Source organism: Bradyrhizobium sp. BR 10261 (genome assembly GCF_019455395.1).
Taxonomy (GTDB): domain Bacteria; phylum Pseudomonadota; class Alphaproteobacteria; order Rhizobiales; family Xanthobacteraceae; genus Bradyrhizobium; species Bradyrhizobium manausense.
Genome location: NZ_JACOFQ010000004.1, coordinates 114,981 through 132,425, shown reverse-complemented (window position 1 = coordinate 132,425; position 17,445 = coordinate 114,981). Strand labels below are relative to the sequence as shown.

Here is a 17,445-nt window from a genome sequence, read left to right as displayed (position 1 = left end):
ATACCTTGGCGCGTTGCCGGCTTCGGCCGCGCCAGGTTTTCCCGAGGTCAGGACGGCGGACGGGGAAGGAAAGCCAGGATGGTCTGGGCAAGGATGACCCCTACGGTGCCTCCTGCGGCCTTTTGCAGCACGTCCAGCAGACCGGGATCGCGATCGGGTGTCAGGGCCTGAAGCACTTCCAGCCCCATTGCGACCGCCACGACGAGAGAGCACGCCAGAACGAAGCGGCCCGGGAGCAAGAAGGAGAGAAGAAATCCCAGGAGGCCATAAGCACTGAAGCGCTCGATGACGACGACCCAATAGGCCTCGTGGTGGCCCATGAGCGCGGGCCGCCCCGCCAGCCGCGCCAAAGTGGCGTAGGCGATGAGGGCAAGGCAGATTGCCGAGGCTGCGATGAGGTGATTTCGGCGCATGGCGGCATCATAGTCGGCCAATCGGCGTACTGCTCTCAAAAGCGGAAAGTATCGTTAAAGCTCGAAGATTGCTAATGCAGCGTTCATGACTGGTGGTTCGCACCGGAACGCATCCATGCAGGGTGGTTGGGCGCCTGTCCGAATTCGAGCCAGCCGCCTCGGTCAAGCCACCAGCGCAGCGTCGTTTGCCTGCGCTGCCGCGGCATGACGCGGCGCCATCAATTCGCTGAACTTCGCAAAGGGCAGCGGCGCGGCGACAAGATATCCCTGCCCGGTCTCGACACCGGAGGCGACCAGGGCGCGGAGCTGTTCTTCCGTCTCGATTCCTTCCGCAACAACCGTCATTCGGAAGTCCTTGGCGAGTGCGACCAGCATCTCGACGATCGTCGTGGTCGATGCATCCACGGTGATCGTGTCGACGAAGAATTTGTCGATCTTGATCGTGTTGGCGCCCAGACCCTTCAGTCGCGACAGTCCGCTGTGGCCGACCCCGACGTCGTCGATGGCCACGTGGAAGCCATATTCGCGCAGCTCGGCCACGACGGCGGCCGCGCGCGCGAGATCGTCGAGCTCGTCGCGTTCGGTCACCTCGATCACGATTTGCCGGGTCGCAACTTTTGCCGCCAAGACGGTACGCCGAAGCGTTTCGACGAAGCCGGCGCTCAGGAGATGCTTGGGGACGACGTTGAAGGAGAGCTTGAAATCCTTGTCTGCTTTCAACAGCGGCCGGAGGTCGGACAATGCTGATTTCAGGATCTGCCAGGTCATGGCCTGGATGCGGCCGCTGGACTCGGCAAGCGGAATGAAATTCATCGGCGGGATGACCGAGCCGTCTTCGCGTACCCAGCGCGCCAGGATCTCGCAGCCCTTGATCTCTCTCGTCCTGAGATCGAAGACGGGCTGATAGTACGGCTTGAATTCGCCTGCGGTCAGGCCGCGATCGAGATCTGCGACCGGTCCCTCCGTGCGGCGGCTTCGTCCCAGCAGGATCCCGAACAGCGCGCCAAGCCCGGCGGCGACGGCTAGTGCCGGCCAATAGGCTTCGCTATTCCAGGCCGAGAGGACGGCGCCGTCGACCTCGATGGTCGTGTGAAGGGGATAACGGTCCGAAGACCTGTCGAAGCGCTTCGAATTTCCCCGAGGCTGGTCGGCATCGAGCTGGAACTCACCAAGCTTCTCTCCATTGCTCAAGGAGAGGGTCACCTCGCTGTGCCCGCGCAGCTCGGACGGCATGATATCAAACAGGCTCGCATTGATGCCGAGAATGGCAACCAGTGCAGCGCTGCTGTTGATATCCCTGAGAACGCCAAGCGCGTCGCCACCGAACTGCTGAACGCGGAACAGTGAGAGTTTCCCGTCGCGCGAGGCGAGCATGTCCCGGCGATCGACCCATCCCTTGTCGAATTCCAGCGTTTCGGAATAGGCCGAGCAGATCACCGAGCCGTCCGGATTGACAACGCGGACGTCCTTGATTGCCGAGCGCTGGTAGACATGCAGGCGGATGGCCTGGAGCGTCGCAGGCTCGCAGTTCACAGCGTCACGCTTGCCGAGTTCGGTCAGACTTGCGGCCGCGAACTCGACCGCAAATTCGGAGCGACGCAGGACGACCTCGGTCAACTCGTCGAGCTGGCGGGCCTGCTGGTGCCGGATGAAGCTCTTCGCCGCAAGGTGTCCAGCCAGGCCGAACACGACCGTGCTCGCAAGCACGAGCGCTGCAAATGCGAAGGTCGGTCGCTGTAGTCTCATCCTGCCCGGGCGGAAGTTGAGGAGGCTTCCAGCAGATCCTAGCCCGGACGCGCTAAGATAGGGTTTAATGAAGCCAGCGGAGCGGAGGGATGGGAACGGGTTTTGCCGATTTGGTAGGCTGTGTGGGGGCGTTACTAGTTATTGGGGGCCGCAGATGCCGCGGCTCTGGCACAGGGAACCAAGGATCGGGCCCTAGGCCCCTGAGATCGCTGGTAAATCCATGAACCTAGAGGCCGTAATCCTTCGCAGCTTCAAAGCTTTATCGCCGCATGTGGCGGTGCAGGGAAACGATCTCGGGGCGATAAGCGGCGATCGAACTGTTCCGGTTCTTTCCGCCGTGCGGGGATCGCGTCGCTCTCATTCTCAGCGCGACGTAGGCGATGTTGATAGCCAACCAGACCAGCATGACGGAAATGGCAAGATGCAGCACGGTCTGACCTCGCTAAAAGCGTAGGGCAAACGCCGAGTCTCTGCCTATGTTCCCCGCTGAATGCGCCGGATGCCGCGCACCTCTATAACCCTGTCTGACACGTCAAAGGAGACATGCCGGGATGGTCCCCGATCTGCCAAAGATTCTGAAGGTCGAGTGAGTTTCTCGCGCGACGGTCCGGAGGAAACCTATTACGCAATTGCTCAGCCTGATTACGTGGCCGTCCTGGCCGTCACGCCCGACTCGCGTGTCCCCCTGGTGCGTCAATATCGCCCCGCGATCCAGCGCTTCTCACTGGAGTTGCCGGCTGGAATTGTCGACCCGGATGAAGATCCGCTGGAGACTGCCAGGCGCGAGCTTCTGGAAGAGACCGGCTATCACACTGTTAGCATCGAGCGTATCGGTCAATGCGCAACATGCTCGAGCCGGATCAGCGTGACCGCGTCGTCGATTTTGTCGAGGAGCAGGGCGTTCGGGTCGGCCTTGTTTCACCAGGCGAGCTTCGCCGGCTGGTCCTCGCGGGCGAGTTCGGCGAGCTGACGCACCTGGGCGTGCTGGCGCAGGCATTCGCAAGAGGGCTGCTGGCTCCTTAGTTCGTAAGGCTAGCTCTTCTTGCCAGCCTTCGACTTCAACGTCAGACCAAGCCGCATCGCCATGCGCTTGATCGCGTCAGGCGATCGCCCGAGTTGCTTCGCTGCTTCTTCCACCGACGTGGAAGACTTGGCCAGCTCCATGAGCCGGCGATCCTCTTTGAACGACCAGGGCTTCCGCGCCATAACCGAAACGTTCCTCTTCGCATAGACACAACGACAAAGCCGCCAAGCGGACCCATGTTCGCTCGACGGCTTTGCTTGGGTGGGGCCGGGCTTGGGGGAGCCCGGTGCGAGAAGTGGATAGGATATTGACAAAACTTCGCAACAAACACCGCGGATTAAGCTAACTGCTCAACCTTACCAGGAGGAAGTTGACGCATCTCGCCCCGTATAATCACGGAGGTTGCGTCAGCCGTCGGAGACGAAGGCTGATGGGATCGCCGTGCGGAGTGCCTCAGGCGGCAATTCATTGAGCAGACCGCAGGTGCGCTCCACAACCCCGCTCGCAGCGCGCGCCGATGTTGTCGGTATCGCAGACCCTGCTGTGCTCAAAGTATCAAGGTCAGCGCGTCCGGCGTGCTCGGCGACATCAAGGCAGTCGCAGATATTGCCGCCATCGCCGTAGACCAGCAGCGATTCGCCCGCCAATCCGCGAACGATCATGTGAAAATGAGCTTTCCTGAAAGTGACAGGGCCCGTCATCGTTCGAGCAGTTCGTCACCATGATGGGAAGACCGGAGGTCCTATGCGGGCGCCGGTGTTCGCCAAGATGTCGGATCACGGCCGGGCCGATGAAGCCTGCACGCTGGTGCAGAATCTCTCGATCGTGATTTTCCATCTACACGCGAGCGTTGACTTTGGTCCCATCCCGTAGATCCGCAGCCGAGCTGCGTGGGCTCACTACCGAGGGGCAGACCTGTGTGGTGATCCCGTCTTATTTGCCGGAGGTGCAGGCGGTGTCCGATCGCATCCTGTTCGCGCCTCAGGCGCATCGTGGGCGAACCTGAGGGCCGCGGAACCAACGGAGAAGATTTTCTTCGCCGGATTAAGGAAATTCGAGAATCTTCAACGCTGCCGACGGTGAATAAAATAGAAACAATTTGTGACCGAAATTTATTCGTGGAGTTCCGTGAGTTAATTGAGGTAGGATTTAATGTTAATTCGATCCGGCGGAGGAAGAAATGTCCGAAAATTGGGAGCTGGCGCCTTCTTCGATTCACAATGATATGGCTGAAATGCAGCGGAAGCTGAGGAGCATCGGCGAGATGGAGCGCGTCTTGACCGAACGGAGTGCCGGCCGCGAAGCCTATCGATATCTGCTGGATGCCCACCGAATTTTATCACGAGAGGCATTTGAGTCCACTCGGCTGGTGGATCTCCACCAGCTCACGACGCTCCGAGTCAGTCAAATGGCAGCCTAGCAGCGGCGGCGGGAGTGCCGTGCTGTAGGAGTGGCCCAAGGATCTTTATCGCTCGACGCAAACTCGGCAAACTCGACTTTGGATTGAGCGCGGCGCGCGGCTGCGCCGTTAAACACCAATGCGAGTGACGCCCGGGGCAACTAAGCGCGCGCTTCACGAATGCTCCTGCTCGTTCGTGCTCGTATCAGTAACCTCTGTTTTTTCCGGAATTTTGAATTCCTCGAGCGCATGTCCCGATTGCAGCGCCGCAACCAACCATCGCGGTTGTTTTCCGCGCCCGGACCAAGTCTCGGAAGGTCTAAGCGGGTTGTAATATTTAGGTATGACCTTTGGATATTTGCGTCGAACTGGTGTACTCGGGTCGAGAGTTCGTTCGTCCGGAGTTGCTTGGTCTAGACGATAGAGCTGCGAAAGGCGCTTTTCGAGTTCTTGTTTCTCCGCTGTAATCTTTTCGGCAAGCACCTTCGTTAGCTCCTCGTGAAGGAGCCAGAGTTCCTCGAAGTCCATTGCCTCAAGATCTTCCTTACGCATCCTGCCCTTATCGATGTTCTGCTGCCTCCAACTTCATCGTGCCGATGTCGACATGAAGCGTGCTCCGATGGAAAGTAGGCAAGCAAGGAAATCCCATTTCAAATTGACGTCCTGAATAGATTTAAATATAATTGATTTAAGAGAATATGCGATAATTATTTTTTAGATAATGGCAGTGCGAGGTTTGCCGTGTTGCACAGCGCAAAAATAAGAGTGGTCGATCTGCCCCTTTCGCAATTGAAGGCCTGCATGGCGGAGTTGATCATGCCTCCGGCGCGTTGCAGGGACATCGAGTTACTGGAGGTGCAAATCCAATTGCGGCTCCGGGCCCTCAGGGATATGGCGATCATTCGATCACGGCTGCGGTCCTGTAGAGGCTGCGCGCCCCAACAAGCGCCACGGACAATGGCCCGGCGCCGCAGTCGAGTGCACCGAAGGCCTTTGGCAGGCTGGCCTCCGCAACTCCCCGGCCCGCGGATCTAGGCATTCCATTCGGACGGTGACTTTTCAGGCCAAGGGGCGCACGTGACATATGTGCCTTGCGCTGTTAATATGCGGGCCTCGGCATTTTTTTGCCCTTGATTAATCGACGGGCCGCCGGTATTTCACTTGGGCATTTCTTTTGGTTCCATAGTTCGCTTTGGATAATGCTTGTCTGTCGCTTGATTAATGTCCTCTCTGGGGATATAAACGAGGCACAACTACAGGGTGGTGACATGTCCCCGAAGAAGCTTGAATTAGAGATCATGTCCCTTGACGATCTTTGGGTGCTCCACGAAGAGATCAGTGGCATTTTGTCAGCCCGGATCAAGGCCGAAAAGCAGGAGCTGGAAAAGCGTTTGGCCGTGCTTAATGGAGAGGCCCGAGGGCCGCGGGACCCGAATTCTTTTGAAAGAGTTCCGGACGACAAGCCGCGACGCAGGTATCCTCGGGTACTTCCAAAATATCGGAATCCTCAGACGTCGGAAACTTGGTCCGGTCGTGGCAAGCGGCCGCGCTGGTTGGTGGCTGCAATGAAATCCGGACGCAAGATCGAAGAGTTCCAGATCAGCGACGCAGGCGGGAAAGCCCGCCAGCGAGCTTAGGTACCGGTCGGCGCGCGGTCTCTGCGGTACTGACGTGGTGCGTGGATAATGTTGGCTAGAGGGCATTGCGTCCTCTGAACACTTCAAGGGGCGTCCGCAACAATATTGCCAGGTCGAGTTGCAAACTCCAATTGTCTATGTACCACAGGTCATATTCAACGCGTCGTTCGATTGCAGCTGAATTGGGCGTGGGACCCCGACACCCATGAATTTGGGCCCAGCCGGTCAAGCCGGGCTTGACGCGGCGCCGGAAAGCATAATTCCGCAAGAGTTTATTGAACTGCCCGTCGTGCGCCAAGGCGTGAGGGCGCGGGCCAACGAGCGACATGCTTCCATCGAGCACGTTAAGCAACTGCGGCAACTCGTCCAGGCTGGTGCGGCGCAGCCATTTTCCAACGCGTGTGACGCGGTGATCTGCGGGGATCGCTTGAACTACAGTAGGCCCGTCCTCCATCACATGCATGGTACGGAACTTGCGGATTAAGAAGTGGTGGCCGTTAAAACCGCAGCGCCGTTGCCTGAATAGAACGGGCCCGGAAGAATCAACCTTAATTGCAAGCGCAACCAAGGCCAGGAAAGGAGCCAGAATAATCAAGGAAAGTCCGGCGCCGAATAGGTCGATAGCGCGCTTTGTTGCGTTTGCCACAAACGACAAGGGGCCATGCTGGAGTTCTATGCAGACGGCACCACCGATGCGCCGCGTAGGATGACGGAGCAAATCTGAAGTCGCGCCGACCGGCACAAAGAAAATCGGAATTGGCAGAACTTTCAGGTCGGCCAAAAGCGTGCGCCACTCAGGCCACCGGTCCGGATTTGCCTCCAGGACGATTTCATCGATCGTCGAACCGCGAATGTGCTCAATCACTCGCGCACTCAGTCGCTTTCGAGAAGCGGCACTGGAGCCGATCGGAGGTAGGGTGAATCGGCCAGCTACGCTAAAGCCGAGTATTGCAAGACTCTGTGACAGCCCAGCATATTCGGACAGCGGTTGATCCGTAATGAGAACGATGGTTGTCCCGGCAAACTTTCGGCCACTCAGACCTTTAAGTAGAAGGGCCCTGAACAGGCATCGCTCGGCAATCAGGCAAGCGAGCCCGAAGACAGCGAAGAATGGACCAGCGCCCCGGCAGAATTGCGGAGAGATGCTCAAGGCATCCACCGCGAATGCCAACAGAACCAACCATGTCCAGGCTAGACAAACACCCCGAATCTGCGTGCCCAGCACGAGCAATTCGGGGGGCGCATAAAGGCCCTTCAATTTTGATATGGAACCGAAAAAGCTCGCCGCAAGCAGCGCGTGTGCAACGCTCTGCTCCACTTCACTCACGGTCCAGCCAGTGCGGATGCCGCTGATCAGCGAGGACAAAAGGCTCGCGACCAAAATAGCCATGAGGTCGGCAGCGACGACCGCAAGTTCGATGGAGTCGTACCGGATCGGCCACTTTCGCCCGGAAGATAGCGAGGAGGGCAAGCGCTTCCGGGCCGCCTCGCAATCTTGTTCCGCAATATGCCGGTTGACGAAGTTCATCACCAGGAACACAAAATTTTAAATGTCGAAAATTTAAATTTATATTAACCAATTGATTTAATTTGTTCAAGCCAAAAATTGGGAATCATCGCCGGCGCCGCCTGGCGCTAGTCCGTTTTCTTCTGCTGTGCGTAGCTGGCATTCAGTCCGGACATGAGATTCTCGGCGAAAACTTTGCCGCCCGCTGAGGCGGATCGATAGGCCGCCATGAGCGCTGGTTCGAGAGTCCGCTGCCGCGTTAGGACAATTTCAATGTCCCTCTTGATGAGGTCACGCAATTCTGCGTTTCTAACGAGTCCATCGCGAGACAGTGCTAAAGAAAGCCGCAGTGGAAACAACTCGACCTCGTTAGGGGCCGTGTAATACGACATCTTAAGGAGCCCGGCCATGTCATACCTGGGCTTCTCGGTCTCGGCCGAGGCAGCCGCAAGGAGGAGCCAGAGCTCGCCACGCAGCGGCGAAGAGTGCAGCTGCGATATGAGCAGGTGGAGCGCTGAGGGACTCGCCGTCACGCGAGATTTCGTTGACACCAGATCGCCTGCGCTGAAATTGCGGCGGACAAGCCAGCGGCCGGATTGTTCCTCCTGCGCTGACGCGCTCAAACTCGCCGTAGGCATAACTGTTCTCAGGATGTGGCCGGCCGAAACAGGGATCGCCTCGTCGGAATATCGCGGGTCCGCAAGAAGCCAAATCGTTTGCGACAGGAGCGCTACGGCCAGCAAAACCAGCAGGACGCGATGCCCCATCTGCGCCGGAAGAATTGATCGGAGGTGCTTACGATCGATCGGCTCTTGCGGCGGCGAACAATTGGTTTCATGCCCCGCGCCTGCCAAGCTCCGCCCGAATGCCAACCCAAAGAGGCCGGCCAGCAGCAGTGATGGGCCTAAATCCGTCAGCCCTCCAGTAGAGAAACTTATTACCGCTACCGATACCGCTGCTGCTGCGCCTAGCGTAGGATACAAGTAGTCGCGCCCGCGCGACAGAGATCGCTTCACCAGCGTCCAGGCAGTCACCGCCACGACCAGAAGCAGGCCGCAGAAGAATATCCGTCCCATATCTATTGCGATTGAGGCCGCGTCGGTCGGGCGCTCGCGAATGGAACTTACGCCAATGTCCCGATAGATTGGTAGCAATGAACCGAACGAGCCCGCCCCGAACCCCGTCAGTCGAATATCCTGGAGCATCCGCTCGGTTGCGCTCTGGCTTTGGGTCGCTATCGCGATCGTCAGATCCGTATCCTTCTTGGCCGGGATGGCTGTAAAAAACGCGACGAAGATCAGCGTAGCTGCTGCGAAGACGCCGGTACTGCCCCAGATTCCCAAGAACCATTTGCGAATGATTGGAATCGCAAGCAGTAGCTCCGCTCCAAGCAAAGTGGCAATGAAGATGGTGGGGGTCTCGCGGAGAACAAGAGTCAGCAGGCAGACCAACAAGGACGCAAGGGCGACGGGCAACGCCCAATTGGCGGGCATAAAGGCTGGTCGGGGCTCGCGCCGGTGACGCGCGTCGTCCAATTCGCGCAGGATAACCGCGCACGACAGCAAAGTACCTAACACGGCGGCGACATGACCGCCCTCTGTTGCGGGCGCGAACTCGTTTCGGAACTCCATGGCCCACGACAGCAGTGATATCGCCGCCCCGCCGGTCGCGATGCACAATAGGACGTAGAGGAAATCGGCAGCCCGCTGTCTGTCGAGCGCCACTATCACCGCGACAAGACCGGTGGCTAAAACGGCACTGTACTGAACAAGCGAGAGCACCGTGGCCCGGATGTCTACCGTGATTCTTTCGGCCAGCGGTTCGTTCAATGCAGCCGATGCAGTTATCCAGATTGAGTTACCCCAGCCCTGCACCGGAATAGGAACTAGCTGCAAAATCATCCAAAGGATCGGCGCCGCAAGGATCGCAATCGAGAGGGGATTCAGCACCTTCGCAAAGCGAGCGAGTAGAGATGACGGGACCAAAATGCTCGCTGCCAGAAGCGAGGGGGCCATGATGACCGATGCGACAATCGGGCTTTTCAAGCCCTCGGACGCGACGATGGCCGAGGATAACGCCACGAGTAGCGCAAAGAATGTGAATCGGGAAATCATGAGAGACCATCCCCGTATTGCTGGCGGAGGTCGGCTTAATCAACGATAACCGGACTTCGCTCTGGCCTTGTTTGCGGTTTCAGGAGTCGGAAAAGCCATATCGAATGTAATGACTGTCGTTGTAGTAGTCGCTGCGAGACGCGTCGTAGCGAGCCATTGCCTTGATGTTGGTTTTGTTGAGAACCGCTCCGATCACCGAATCCGAAATGGTCGGTGCAGTGTGCAGGGCGTGCTGAACGACATCGGTCTTCGTGCGCCCCCATTCGACCACGAGAATGTAACAGTCAACCAGCGGAGATGTTACACGCACGTCGACCAGAGGAGTGAGTGGTGGAAGATCCACGATCACATAATCATACGCCTGTCGCAGACGCTCAAATAGCTTGCAGATGGCTTCCGTGGAAAGAATTTCGCTTGTATGGAATAGTGCTCCGCGGCGCACGGCCGGAAGGAAGACGAGATTGGTCTTCGGATCTCGCCAGATGACTTCCTCAAGCGAGCGACTGCCATTGGAAACCTCGATGAGGCCTGCGGAAGCCTTTGGACAGATACTTGCGGTCAAGGACGGGTTCCTCAGGTCGCAATCGACAATGATGGCCCGTTTTCCGCTGTGCCCAATCAGCTGGGCCAGAGATGCTGCGATGGTTGTCTTGCCTTCATTGGGAAGGGCCGAGGTTATCCCGATCACCTGGTTCGAAGTCTTCGCCGGGCTGTGGTCCACCGCAAGCTTGATGGATCGAATAGCTTCGGTGAAGCGGGAGAGCGGCATTTCGACTACCGCGCGATGAATCGCCGGCACGTTGGAGATCGTCCTTGAGCGCAGGTCTTCCTCCGCTTGCGAAGACTTGGCAGGCGATTTCGAGGGCTTTGGAGCTTGTAATGCCGGTACGAGGCACAAGCAGGGTAGCTCGAGGCTGGCTTCGATCTGGGATGACGTACGAAAGACCCCGTCCATGACATCTCGCAGGAGCCCCAGGAGGACTCCGAGAGCGATCCCTACGAACATCCCGAGGCCCAGCACGAGGTTGGTTTTTGGTTTGCTCCTGCTTTGAGGCGGGGAGGCGCCAAAGATCACCCGCGTCTCCGAAATTGGAAATGTCTCCTGCTGCGTTGAACCCATGTAGCGCTGCAGAAAGCTCTCGTACAAGCTGCGCAAGCCCTTTGCACGGCTTTCCAAATCTCTAATCGTGAGTTCAGCGGAATTCACCGATTGAGATTTTGACACGGCTTCGGCAAGTTGCTTCTCAATCTCCAGTTGTCTTTGCTTGGCGAGCTCGGCCTCACTTCGGCTGATTTCGGCGAGGCGCCGGACCTCATCGAACATGGAGGTTCGATACTCCCGCATTCGGTTGCGGATGTTCACGACAGCTAGGTGGTCGCGACCGACCCGACCAGCTAACTCGGCCTCGCGGCGCCCGAGTTCAAGATATTGCTGGCGGAGATTCGTTAGAATTGTACTGTTTGTTGCGTCGGTTCCGATACCATCGAGATTGCCGAGCGCTGCTGGCCTTGCTGGATCTGAGCTGAGAAGAGATTCGTAGCGGGTCAACTTCGCGCTGGCTTCAGAGGTTTGAGCCCGCGCGGCGGCCAATCGAGTGTTGAGCTGGGTGATCAGTTGGTCGTCGATCGATTTGCCGTCGGAGGCGATGATGTTGTTCTGGGCCTTGTAGGTATCGACTGCGCGCTGGGCAGTGAGAGCCTGCTCGCCAAGATCGTGCATTCTCTCCTGTAACCAACTCGTTGCCCTCCGATTGGCATCGAACCTCGCGTCCAGCTGATCCGTGACATAGGCGTTGGCAATCGCGTTCACGATCTCAGCCGCCCGTGGAGCGCTACTCGAACTGAAGCTGATTTCGATTACGTTGCTCACGCCGACGCGAGTTGCCGAGAGTCGATTTAGAAAAACCCCGAGAGCCGCTTCGGACGGATCGTCCTCTGTATCCGATGGAGGAGGATTGTTCGAAGACGAAATCTGAGCTCGAGCCCACTGCCACGACGCAAGCAGTGATGAACTTGATCCGCTGAAGTCCGGGTCGTCGGCAAGCTTCAATTGATTGAAGACCTTGGTCGCGATCGCCTTTGATTTCAGGATCTGAAGCTGCGTCTCAATTTGAGTGACGTCGAAGGCCGGTTCGGCAAGCAGAGACTGTTGCTGCACGAACTGTGCCCTGGGAATTCCAAGCAGAACCTGGGCCTGCGCCGTGTAGGTAGGAGGGGCCAATCGCAAGTAAAGCACGCTGGCGGCGCATGCAAGGACGGCAGTAACAGCGATCACGATGTACTGCCTCCTCAAAAAGCTAACTGCAAGCTTTACAAGGTCTCCAAATCCGCCGCTGTCCGGCTGATCGAACGAACTCTGACCGCTCAGCGCGACGCGCGTTCTCTCGGTGTGTAGAAGATTGCTCTGGAGCATCGGGTACCTTTGAAGCGGATGGCGCCGTCATTGCGACAGCGCAGGAGGAGGTTGCTGCCCATTTGGTATTTAAAATATATATTATAAAAATCCAGTTGCAAAATTAAATATTAATCTGTTATTAAGATCGCCATCCAATGACGAAGTCACGCCGAGCTTCGTTGAGATTGCGTCAAGTATCGGTGTTTTCTGGACTATTTTGTTTCCTGATTGGATTTAAAGAGCGGCGAAATTCAATGAGGTCGGGGCTCGCGTGGGTTAATGGTGTCGTGAGCCTCATTATTTTACGGCTCCGACCGGAGCGCGCATCTCGGGAAGGTGTGAAATGATCGATATTCAATCTCCGCCGGCTGCCTGGATTGCACCCGCTCCCCCCGGGATGGTGGAGCTGGAGTTGTCTCTTCCGCAAATCGATTCGCTCTGTCGGACCCTTGGTGCGGCAGCCGCCGAAGGAAAGCAGATCTTCGGCTGCTCTCTGTGGGGCTCTGGAGGATGTTTGATTATTGTTCCCAAGATCGGCCGGGTGAGCTCAATGGAAGACCAGGCGCGCGTGCGTGAACACGAGGTTGCGCACTGCAACGGCTGGAAACACGAAGACCGATGATGGCCAAGCCGAGAGTCGCGTTTTTCCTTCAACTCGTCGAGTGATTGGAGAGCCTGCGATGCCTGTCTTGGTAACGGAGGGCCAGGCTTTATCGCCTCAGCAGTGTGTCAGTTGGTACTGCAGAAGGTTGCCGCAATCATCAACGCCGACAAATCGACTTATGCTGACAATGTGGCTTCGATGGCTTCAATTCCAAGAGGCTGAATTCTACGCATTTGAGCAGCACGATATTCGTGACTGCGATGCCGTTAATCTTGTTATCGCGAATTATGCGCCCGACGCCATCATTCAGCTGGGTGCTGAGAGTCACGTCGACCGGTCCATCACCGGTTCAGCCCCGTTCATCAAAACGGTTATCGTTGCCACGTCCGCATTATTGGGGGCGGCCAGGAGATATTGCGACCGACGTTCAATTGCGCGGCAAATCCGGTTCCGACTACGCACGTGTCGACTGATGAGGCGCGCCCGCTGGGCGATCTATGGCGGAGAACGTCCAGGTCTCCCGGCTGGCCAAGATTGAGGACGCAAAATGGCGCAGAGACCCATTCTAGTCACGGGCCGCAAAGGACAGTTGGCCAGGTGTCTTCGTGAGGTTGCTTGCCAGCAGGGGCGGCCGATAGTGGCACTCGGGCGGCCGGACCTCGATCTAGAAGCCCGCCAGGACATCGACAAGCTCGTCGCGTCGATCTGGCCATCCGTCATCATCAATGCGGCTGCATATACTGCGGTTGACCAAGCAGAAAGCGAAGTTGCCAAAGCGTTCAGCGTCAATCGCGACGGTGCAGCTGCGTTGGCTGACGTCGCTTGGCAGATGAACATTCCGTTCGTACATCTTTCGACCGATTATGTATTCAGCGGCACCAAGCCCGACGCTTACGATGAATCCGATATTCCAGCCCCATTGAATGTGTATGGCGCCTCGAAGTTGGCGAGCGAAGCGGCGGTGCTGGCAGCGCATCCACTAGCAACCATCGTCAGGTGCTCGTGGCTGTACAGCCCGTACGGTGCCAATTTCGTTCGCACCATGCTGCGCCTAGCTGAAACGCGACCTGTCGTTCGGGTTGTCCGAGACCAAGTTGGCAACCCAACCTCTGCGTTCGACTTGGCGACGGGCCTTCTCCAGCTGATTGCGCGGCTATCGTCGATCGATCGAAGGACGAGCGCGGGAATATTTCATCTCGTCGGACAAGGTGAAGCGTCTTGGTATGGGTTTGCAGAGGCGATCTTTGATGGCCTCTCCCGTCGCGGAATCCCGGTTCCCAAGCTCGAAGCGGTCACGACGGACGAGTACCCGACCTCGGCGCGCAGGCCACGGAATTCGCGCCTAGATTCGTCCAAGGCTGAACGCCTGTTCGGGGTCAGGTTGGGAGCTTGGCAGCATTCGCTTGATGTCTGCCTCACTGAACTACTTAGCACAGCGGGAGAAGCGGATGCTGAAAGGAATTGTTCTAGCTGGAGGCAGCGGAACGCGGCTGTATCCGATCACACGGGTGGTCAGCAAACAGTTGCTCCCGGTTTATGATAAGCCGATGATCTACTACCCGCTATCAACTTTGATGTTGGCGGGCATTCGGGATATCTTGCTGATCACCACACCTTCCGATCGCCCCCAATTCGAGCGACTGCTGGGCAGCGGTCGACAATGGGGCATTCAGCTCAGCTACGCGGAGCAGCCCCGGCCGGCCGGCCTTGCCGACGCCTTTATCGTGGGCGCCGACTTCATCGGAAGCGATCGTGTAGCGATGATTCTCGGCGACAACATTTTTTTCGGAAATAGTCTCACCCAGCTGCTCGCCAGGGCCGCGGAACGGGAGCAAGGAGCAACCGTCTTCGCGTACCATGTCCGAGATCCAGAGCGGTACGGGGTCGTGACATTTGATGAAGCGGATCGCCCGGTGCGGATTGAGGAGAAGCCCAAACGGCCTGTTTCGAATTGGGCGATTACGGGACTTTATTTCTTCGACAGCCGGGTCGCGCAGTACGCCCGACGGATTGAGCCCTCAGCGCGTGGAGAGCTCGAAATAACCGATCTGCAGATGCGCTATCTTGCGGCCGGCGCACTTCACGTGGAGCGCATGGGGCGAGGCTTTGCCTGGCTAGACACTGGGACTGTCGAGTCGCTCACTGAAGCCGCCGGCTTTGTGCAGACGCTGGAGCATCGACAGGGAATGAAAGTGGGCTGCCCGGAAGAAGTGGCGTTCAGACAAGGTTTCATCGACCGGAACGAGCTCATCACCCTGGCTGCACCGCTGGAAAAGAGTGGCTACGGCAAGTACCTCACCGAACTGGTGAGCGTCCACGGCATGTCCTAACTCAACACAAGGAATGTTGGTCCGGTGGAAAGAACTCAGAACGGCTGCGCCATCCCCTTGAGACACCCGGTCAACCGACCGGTCTCGCGCAACGCGCCCATGATCGATTATGCTCTCAGGGGTCTACGACAGTGCTGGATCTCCGAGAAGGGCAGATGGTCTCACATCTATCATCTCGATGGACGCGCTTCGCCGAATGAGTCTCTCCCGCACAGCGACGTGTTTTACACGCTCAACGTCCTCCTTGGCATGTCGCGCGTACGGGACATTCCGGACGATATCAATCTGGCAGAAATATTCGATCGGAACGTCGATGAGCTCACTCGGCTTCCGGTTGCGAAATATGCTTTTGGCATGGCGCTTTGGGCTGCGGCCGAGCTCGGATTCGCGCTACCTGGGCCGGTGAAGCAGCATGTGAGAGCGATCTTGACCGATCAGGCGCGCTGGAAGAGCTTCCGGGCCCAAGATTTGGGAATGCTGCTGATAGGGGTGGTGGCGCAAACGCGAGCTGGTGAGAACGAGTGGGCTGTATTTGCCGATCCGCTGTTCCGTTTTCTCAGCCATCGCTTTCGGAGCGAATCAGGATTGTTTTTTGACACGCCATTCGGCTTTCGGCGGCGCTTCGCTTCGTTCGCGACACAGATTTATCTCGCGATGGGCTGCTATGAATACGGAGATTTCATCAGAGATGGTTATGCCATTCATTTGGCCGACAAGTGTGTACGCAAGCTGATCGCCCTCCAGGGGCCCCAAGGCGAATGGCCCTGGTTCTTCGATGCGACGACTGGCCGCGTACTCGACTTCTACGAAATCTATTCCGTTCATCAACTTGGCATGGGCCCCGCGCTGTTGGAATGGGCGGAGCGCCACAATGTACGAGGCGCACGAGAGGCACTAGCGAACGGCTTCAAATGGGCTCTCGGGCAGAATCAACTCGGCCGCTCCATGCTTGTGCCCAAACTCGGATTGACGGTGCGCTCGCACGTTCGCACGCGGGAATACACAACTAGGATACCGAGGATGTGTCGCGCGTTGAAGAACGCCTACTTGGGACGCGAGACGGCGTTGATCGACAATTTAGATGTGCGACTCCGCCTCGAATGTCGCAGCTACGAACTTGGCTGGATCTTGTGGTCGTTTGGTCAACGTGTCGACGCGGGCGAGCTTACGCACGATCGGGCGTTTAGCGATATCTCCGTGGAACGAGACACGATCTAGCGGTTCCAAATCACAGACCGTCTGCTGCGCAGGTGTGCAAACATCGCAATGGCGCGATGCGTTCTCACCGCGCAGAGAACGGCGGCCGCCTTGAGGCGGGCCGCGCCACCCGCGAGACGGTCAGTCATCATGATGGTCACGACGCCCGATGCGGGGGAGGCTAAGACCAGCAGCGCCTGTGCAATCCAGCGCAGTCGCCATGCCGGATCTCGTTCTCTCATGTTTCGATAGTGAGCAATTTGCCGATCCCATTTGGCGTACAATTCCCGCAGGGAATCGCGTGCGGGGTGATAGACGATCATGCCTGGAGTGTATTGAAAGCGAAGGCCGGCGCAGACCGCACGCCGTCCCCATTCCATGTCTTCGGCGACGTCGACTCCCGCGAAGCGGCCCACGCGCTCGAAGTCGCGACGAAATACCGCCATGTTGCCTGTCCCGGAGTAGCCGTGCCGTTCGATATATAGTTTGAACCGGTAGGCAAACACGCTTTCATATGCGGCGATAGCGCTGACGGCAGTGTCTGCCGGGCGCCAGATCCGAACGTCTCCTCCCAAGATCGTGCCAGGTGGAGACACGATCAGTGCGTCGACAATGCTGCTCAGCCAATTCGGGTCTGCCCTGCAATCGGCGTCGATGAATGCAAGGATTTCGCCTCTTGCGAAATCCACGCCGGTGTTGCGTGCAGGTCCTGGGCCCGGGGTGATCTCGCGGAGCAGTGTTGCGCCTGGGTGCCTGGCAACGGCTTCGATCGGAACTGTTGCGGAACCGTTATCGACCACAATGACCTCAAACTTGTCGCGGTCCAGCAGCTGGCGATCGAGGGTGGAGAGGCAAATCTCCAGCGCCGCAGCTTGATTTAAATGCGGAATAATTACCGAGACCGTCGGTTTAATCTCGCGTGGGATGGCGCCGCTACTCCAGGCGCTTGTATCCGGCTCTTTTCCAGCCATTCGCCGCCTCATTTTTCCGCCGATTTTAGATCGCTTGCATATTAAATTGTGCTGGACATTATATGTATTATAAATTTAAATCTATAATGTTTTGATTTTAGGTCAGTC

Annotated in this window: 19 protein-coding genes and 1 pseudogene; 10 read left to right on the top strand and 10 right to left on the bottom strand. The window is 57.6% G+C overall.

Translation table 11 applies throughout. The features are described 5' to 3' along the window. Window positions 1-47 precede the first annotated feature (47 nt). The 3 genes from HYH07_RS06010 to HYH07_RS06000 form a co-directional block, all read right to left on the bottom strand. Window positions 48-413 carry a VanZ family protein gene (locus tag HYH07_RS06010; RefSeq protein ID WP_057748044.1) on the bottom strand — a complete coding sequence of 122 codons (366 nt, stop codon included), beginning with the start codon at window positions 411-413 and terminating at the stop codon, window positions 48-50. Window positions 414-575: 162 nt separating this feature from the next. Next, complete coding sequence (locus HYH07_RS06005; protein ID WP_220001619.1) at window positions 576-2,159, bottom strand: EAL domain-containing protein; 1,584 nt, start codon at window positions 2,157-2,159, stop codon at window positions 576-578. A gap of 259 nt (window positions 2,160-2,418) precedes the next feature. After that, window positions 2,419-2,589, bottom strand: coding sequence for a hypothetical protein (locus HYH07_RS06000; protein ID WP_220001618.1), 171 nt, complete (start codon window positions 2,587-2,589; stop codon window positions 2,419-2,421). 60 nt (window positions 2,590-2,649) lie between these two features. On the opposite strand from HYH07_RS06000, the pseudogene HYH07_RS05995 reads away from it, so the two are divergent. Together HYH07_RS05995 and HYH07_RS36250 are read left to right on the top strand one after the other, a co-directional pair. After that, window positions 2,650-2,970 (top strand): annotated as a pseudogene (locus tag HYH07_RS05995) (NUDIX hydrolase); the annotation flags it as partial. Window positions 2,971-2,996: 26 nt separating this feature from the next. Beyond that, window positions 2,997-3,182, top strand: a complete 186-nt coding sequence (locus tag HYH07_RS36250; protein ID WP_228749296.1) for a hypothetical protein — start codon at window positions 2,997-2,999, stop codon at window positions 3,180-3,182. A gap of 9 nt (window positions 3,183-3,191) precedes the next feature. On the opposite strand, the gene HYH07_RS36555 is transcribed toward HYH07_RS36250, so the two are convergent. Both HYH07_RS36555 and HYH07_RS05990 read right to left on the bottom strand, forming a co-directional pair. Beyond that, the gene (locus HYH07_RS36555) at window positions 3,192-3,323 is read right to left on the bottom strand and encodes a hypothetical protein (protein WP_283842800.1); all 132 of its coding nucleotides are present in this window, start codon (window positions 3,321-3,323) and stop codon (window positions 3,192-3,194) included. A 267-nt stretch (window positions 3,324-3,590) separates the two neighbouring features. Next, the gene (locus HYH07_RS05990; RefSeq protein WP_220001616.1) at window positions 3,591-3,845 is read right to left on the bottom strand and encodes a hypothetical protein; all 255 of its coding nucleotides are present in this window, start codon (window positions 3,843-3,845) and stop codon (window positions 3,591-3,593) included. A gap of 518 nt (window positions 3,846-4,363) precedes the next feature. On the opposite strand from HYH07_RS05990, the gene HYH07_RS05985 reads away from it, so the two are divergent. Continuing rightward, on the top strand, window positions 4,364-4,603 hold the full coding sequence (locus HYH07_RS05985; protein WP_220001615.1) for a hypothetical protein: 240 nt from the start codon (window positions 4,364-4,366) through the stop codon (window positions 4,601-4,603). A gap of 153 nt (window positions 4,604-4,756) precedes the next feature. On the opposite strand, the gene HYH07_RS05980 is transcribed toward HYH07_RS05985, so the two are convergent. After that, window positions 4,757-5,134 (bottom strand): H-NS family nucleoid-associated regulatory protein, encoded by a 378-nt coding sequence (locus HYH07_RS05980; RefSeq protein WP_220001614.1) that lies wholly within the window; start codon window positions 5,132-5,134, stop codon window positions 4,757-4,759. A gap of 716 nt (window positions 5,135-5,850) precedes the next feature. Here HYH07_RS05980 and HYH07_RS05975 point away from each other — a divergent pair. Next, window positions 5,851-6,219 (top strand): H-NS family nucleoid-associated regulatory protein, encoded by a 369-nt coding sequence (locus HYH07_RS05975; protein ID WP_220001613.1) that lies wholly within the window; start codon window positions 5,851-5,853, stop codon window positions 6,217-6,219. A 55-nt stretch (window positions 6,220-6,274) separates the two neighbouring features. On the opposite strand, the gene HYH07_RS05970 is transcribed toward HYH07_RS05975, so the two are convergent. The 3 genes from HYH07_RS05970 to HYH07_RS05960 form a co-directional block, all read right to left on the bottom strand. After that, on the bottom strand, window positions 6,275-7,747 hold the full coding sequence (locus HYH07_RS05970) for an exopolysaccharide biosynthesis polyprenyl glycosylphosphotransferase (RefSeq protein WP_220001612.1): 1,473 nt from the start codon (window positions 7,745-7,747) through the stop codon (window positions 6,275-6,277). Window positions 7,748-7,854: 107 nt separating this feature from the next. Further along, a complete protein-coding gene (locus HYH07_RS05965) occupies window positions 7,855-9,840 on the bottom strand; it encodes a hypothetical protein (protein ID WP_220001611.1) in 1,986 nt (661 codons plus the stop codon). Between the two features lie 79 nt (window positions 9,841-9,919). Next, window positions 9,920-12,253, bottom strand: a complete 2,334-nt coding sequence (locus tag HYH07_RS05960; protein ID WP_220001610.1) for a Wzz/FepE/Etk N-terminal domain-containing protein — start codon at window positions 12,251-12,253, stop codon at window positions 9,920-9,922. Between the two features lie 137 nt (window positions 12,254-12,390). Here HYH07_RS05960 and HYH07_RS36790 point away from each other — a divergent pair, with 137 nt between their 5' ends. The 6 genes from HYH07_RS36790 (at window position 12,391) to HYH07_RS05930 (ending at window position 16,387) form a co-directional block, all read left to right on the top strand. Next, the gene (locus tag HYH07_RS36790) at window positions 12,391-12,582 is read left to right on the top strand and encodes a DUF3953 domain-containing protein (RefSeq protein WP_220001609.1); all 192 of its coding nucleotides are present in this window, start codon (window positions 12,391-12,393) and stop codon (window positions 12,580-12,582) included. Further along, entirely contained in the window at window positions 12,579-12,857 is a 279-nt protein-coding gene (locus HYH07_RS05950; protein WP_220001608.1) for a hypothetical protein, read from the top strand. The genes HYH07_RS36790 and HYH07_RS05950 overlap by 4 nt, the downstream gene beginning before the upstream one ends. 58 nt (window positions 12,858-12,915) lie before the next feature. Continuing rightward, a complete protein-coding gene (locus HYH07_RS36785) occupies window positions 12,916-13,377 on the top strand; it encodes a GDP-mannose 4,6-dehydratase (protein WP_220001607.1) in 462 nt (153 codons plus the stop codon). Window positions 13,378-13,386: 9 nt separating this feature from the next. Continuing rightward, the gene (gene rfbD, locus HYH07_RS05940) at window positions 13,387-14,379 is read left to right on the top strand and encodes a dTDP-4-dehydrorhamnose reductase (protein WP_220001606.1); all 993 of its coding nucleotides are present in this window, start codon (window positions 13,387-13,389) and stop codon (window positions 14,377-14,379) included. Continuing rightward, a complete protein-coding gene (gene rfbA, locus HYH07_RS05935; RefSeq protein ID WP_220001605.1) occupies window positions 14,288-15,169 on the top strand; it encodes a glucose-1-phosphate thymidylyltransferase RfbA in 882 nt (293 codons plus the stop codon). Before rfbD ends, rfbA begins: the two co-directional genes overlap by 92 nt. A 99-nt stretch (window positions 15,170-15,268) precedes the next feature. Continuing rightward, window positions 15,269-16,387, top strand: a complete 1,119-nt coding sequence (locus HYH07_RS05930) for a hypothetical protein (RefSeq protein WP_228749265.1) — start codon at window positions 15,269-15,271, stop codon at window positions 16,385-16,387. Here the strand turns inward: HYH07_RS05930 and HYH07_RS05925 are convergent. Further along, window positions 16,384-17,337, bottom strand: a complete 954-nt coding sequence (locus HYH07_RS05925) for a glycosyltransferase family 2 protein (RefSeq protein ID WP_220001604.1) — start codon at window positions 17,335-17,337, stop codon at window positions 16,384-16,386. The genes HYH07_RS05930 and HYH07_RS05925 overlap by 4 nt on opposite strands. Window positions 17,338-17,445 lie beyond the last annotated feature (108 nt).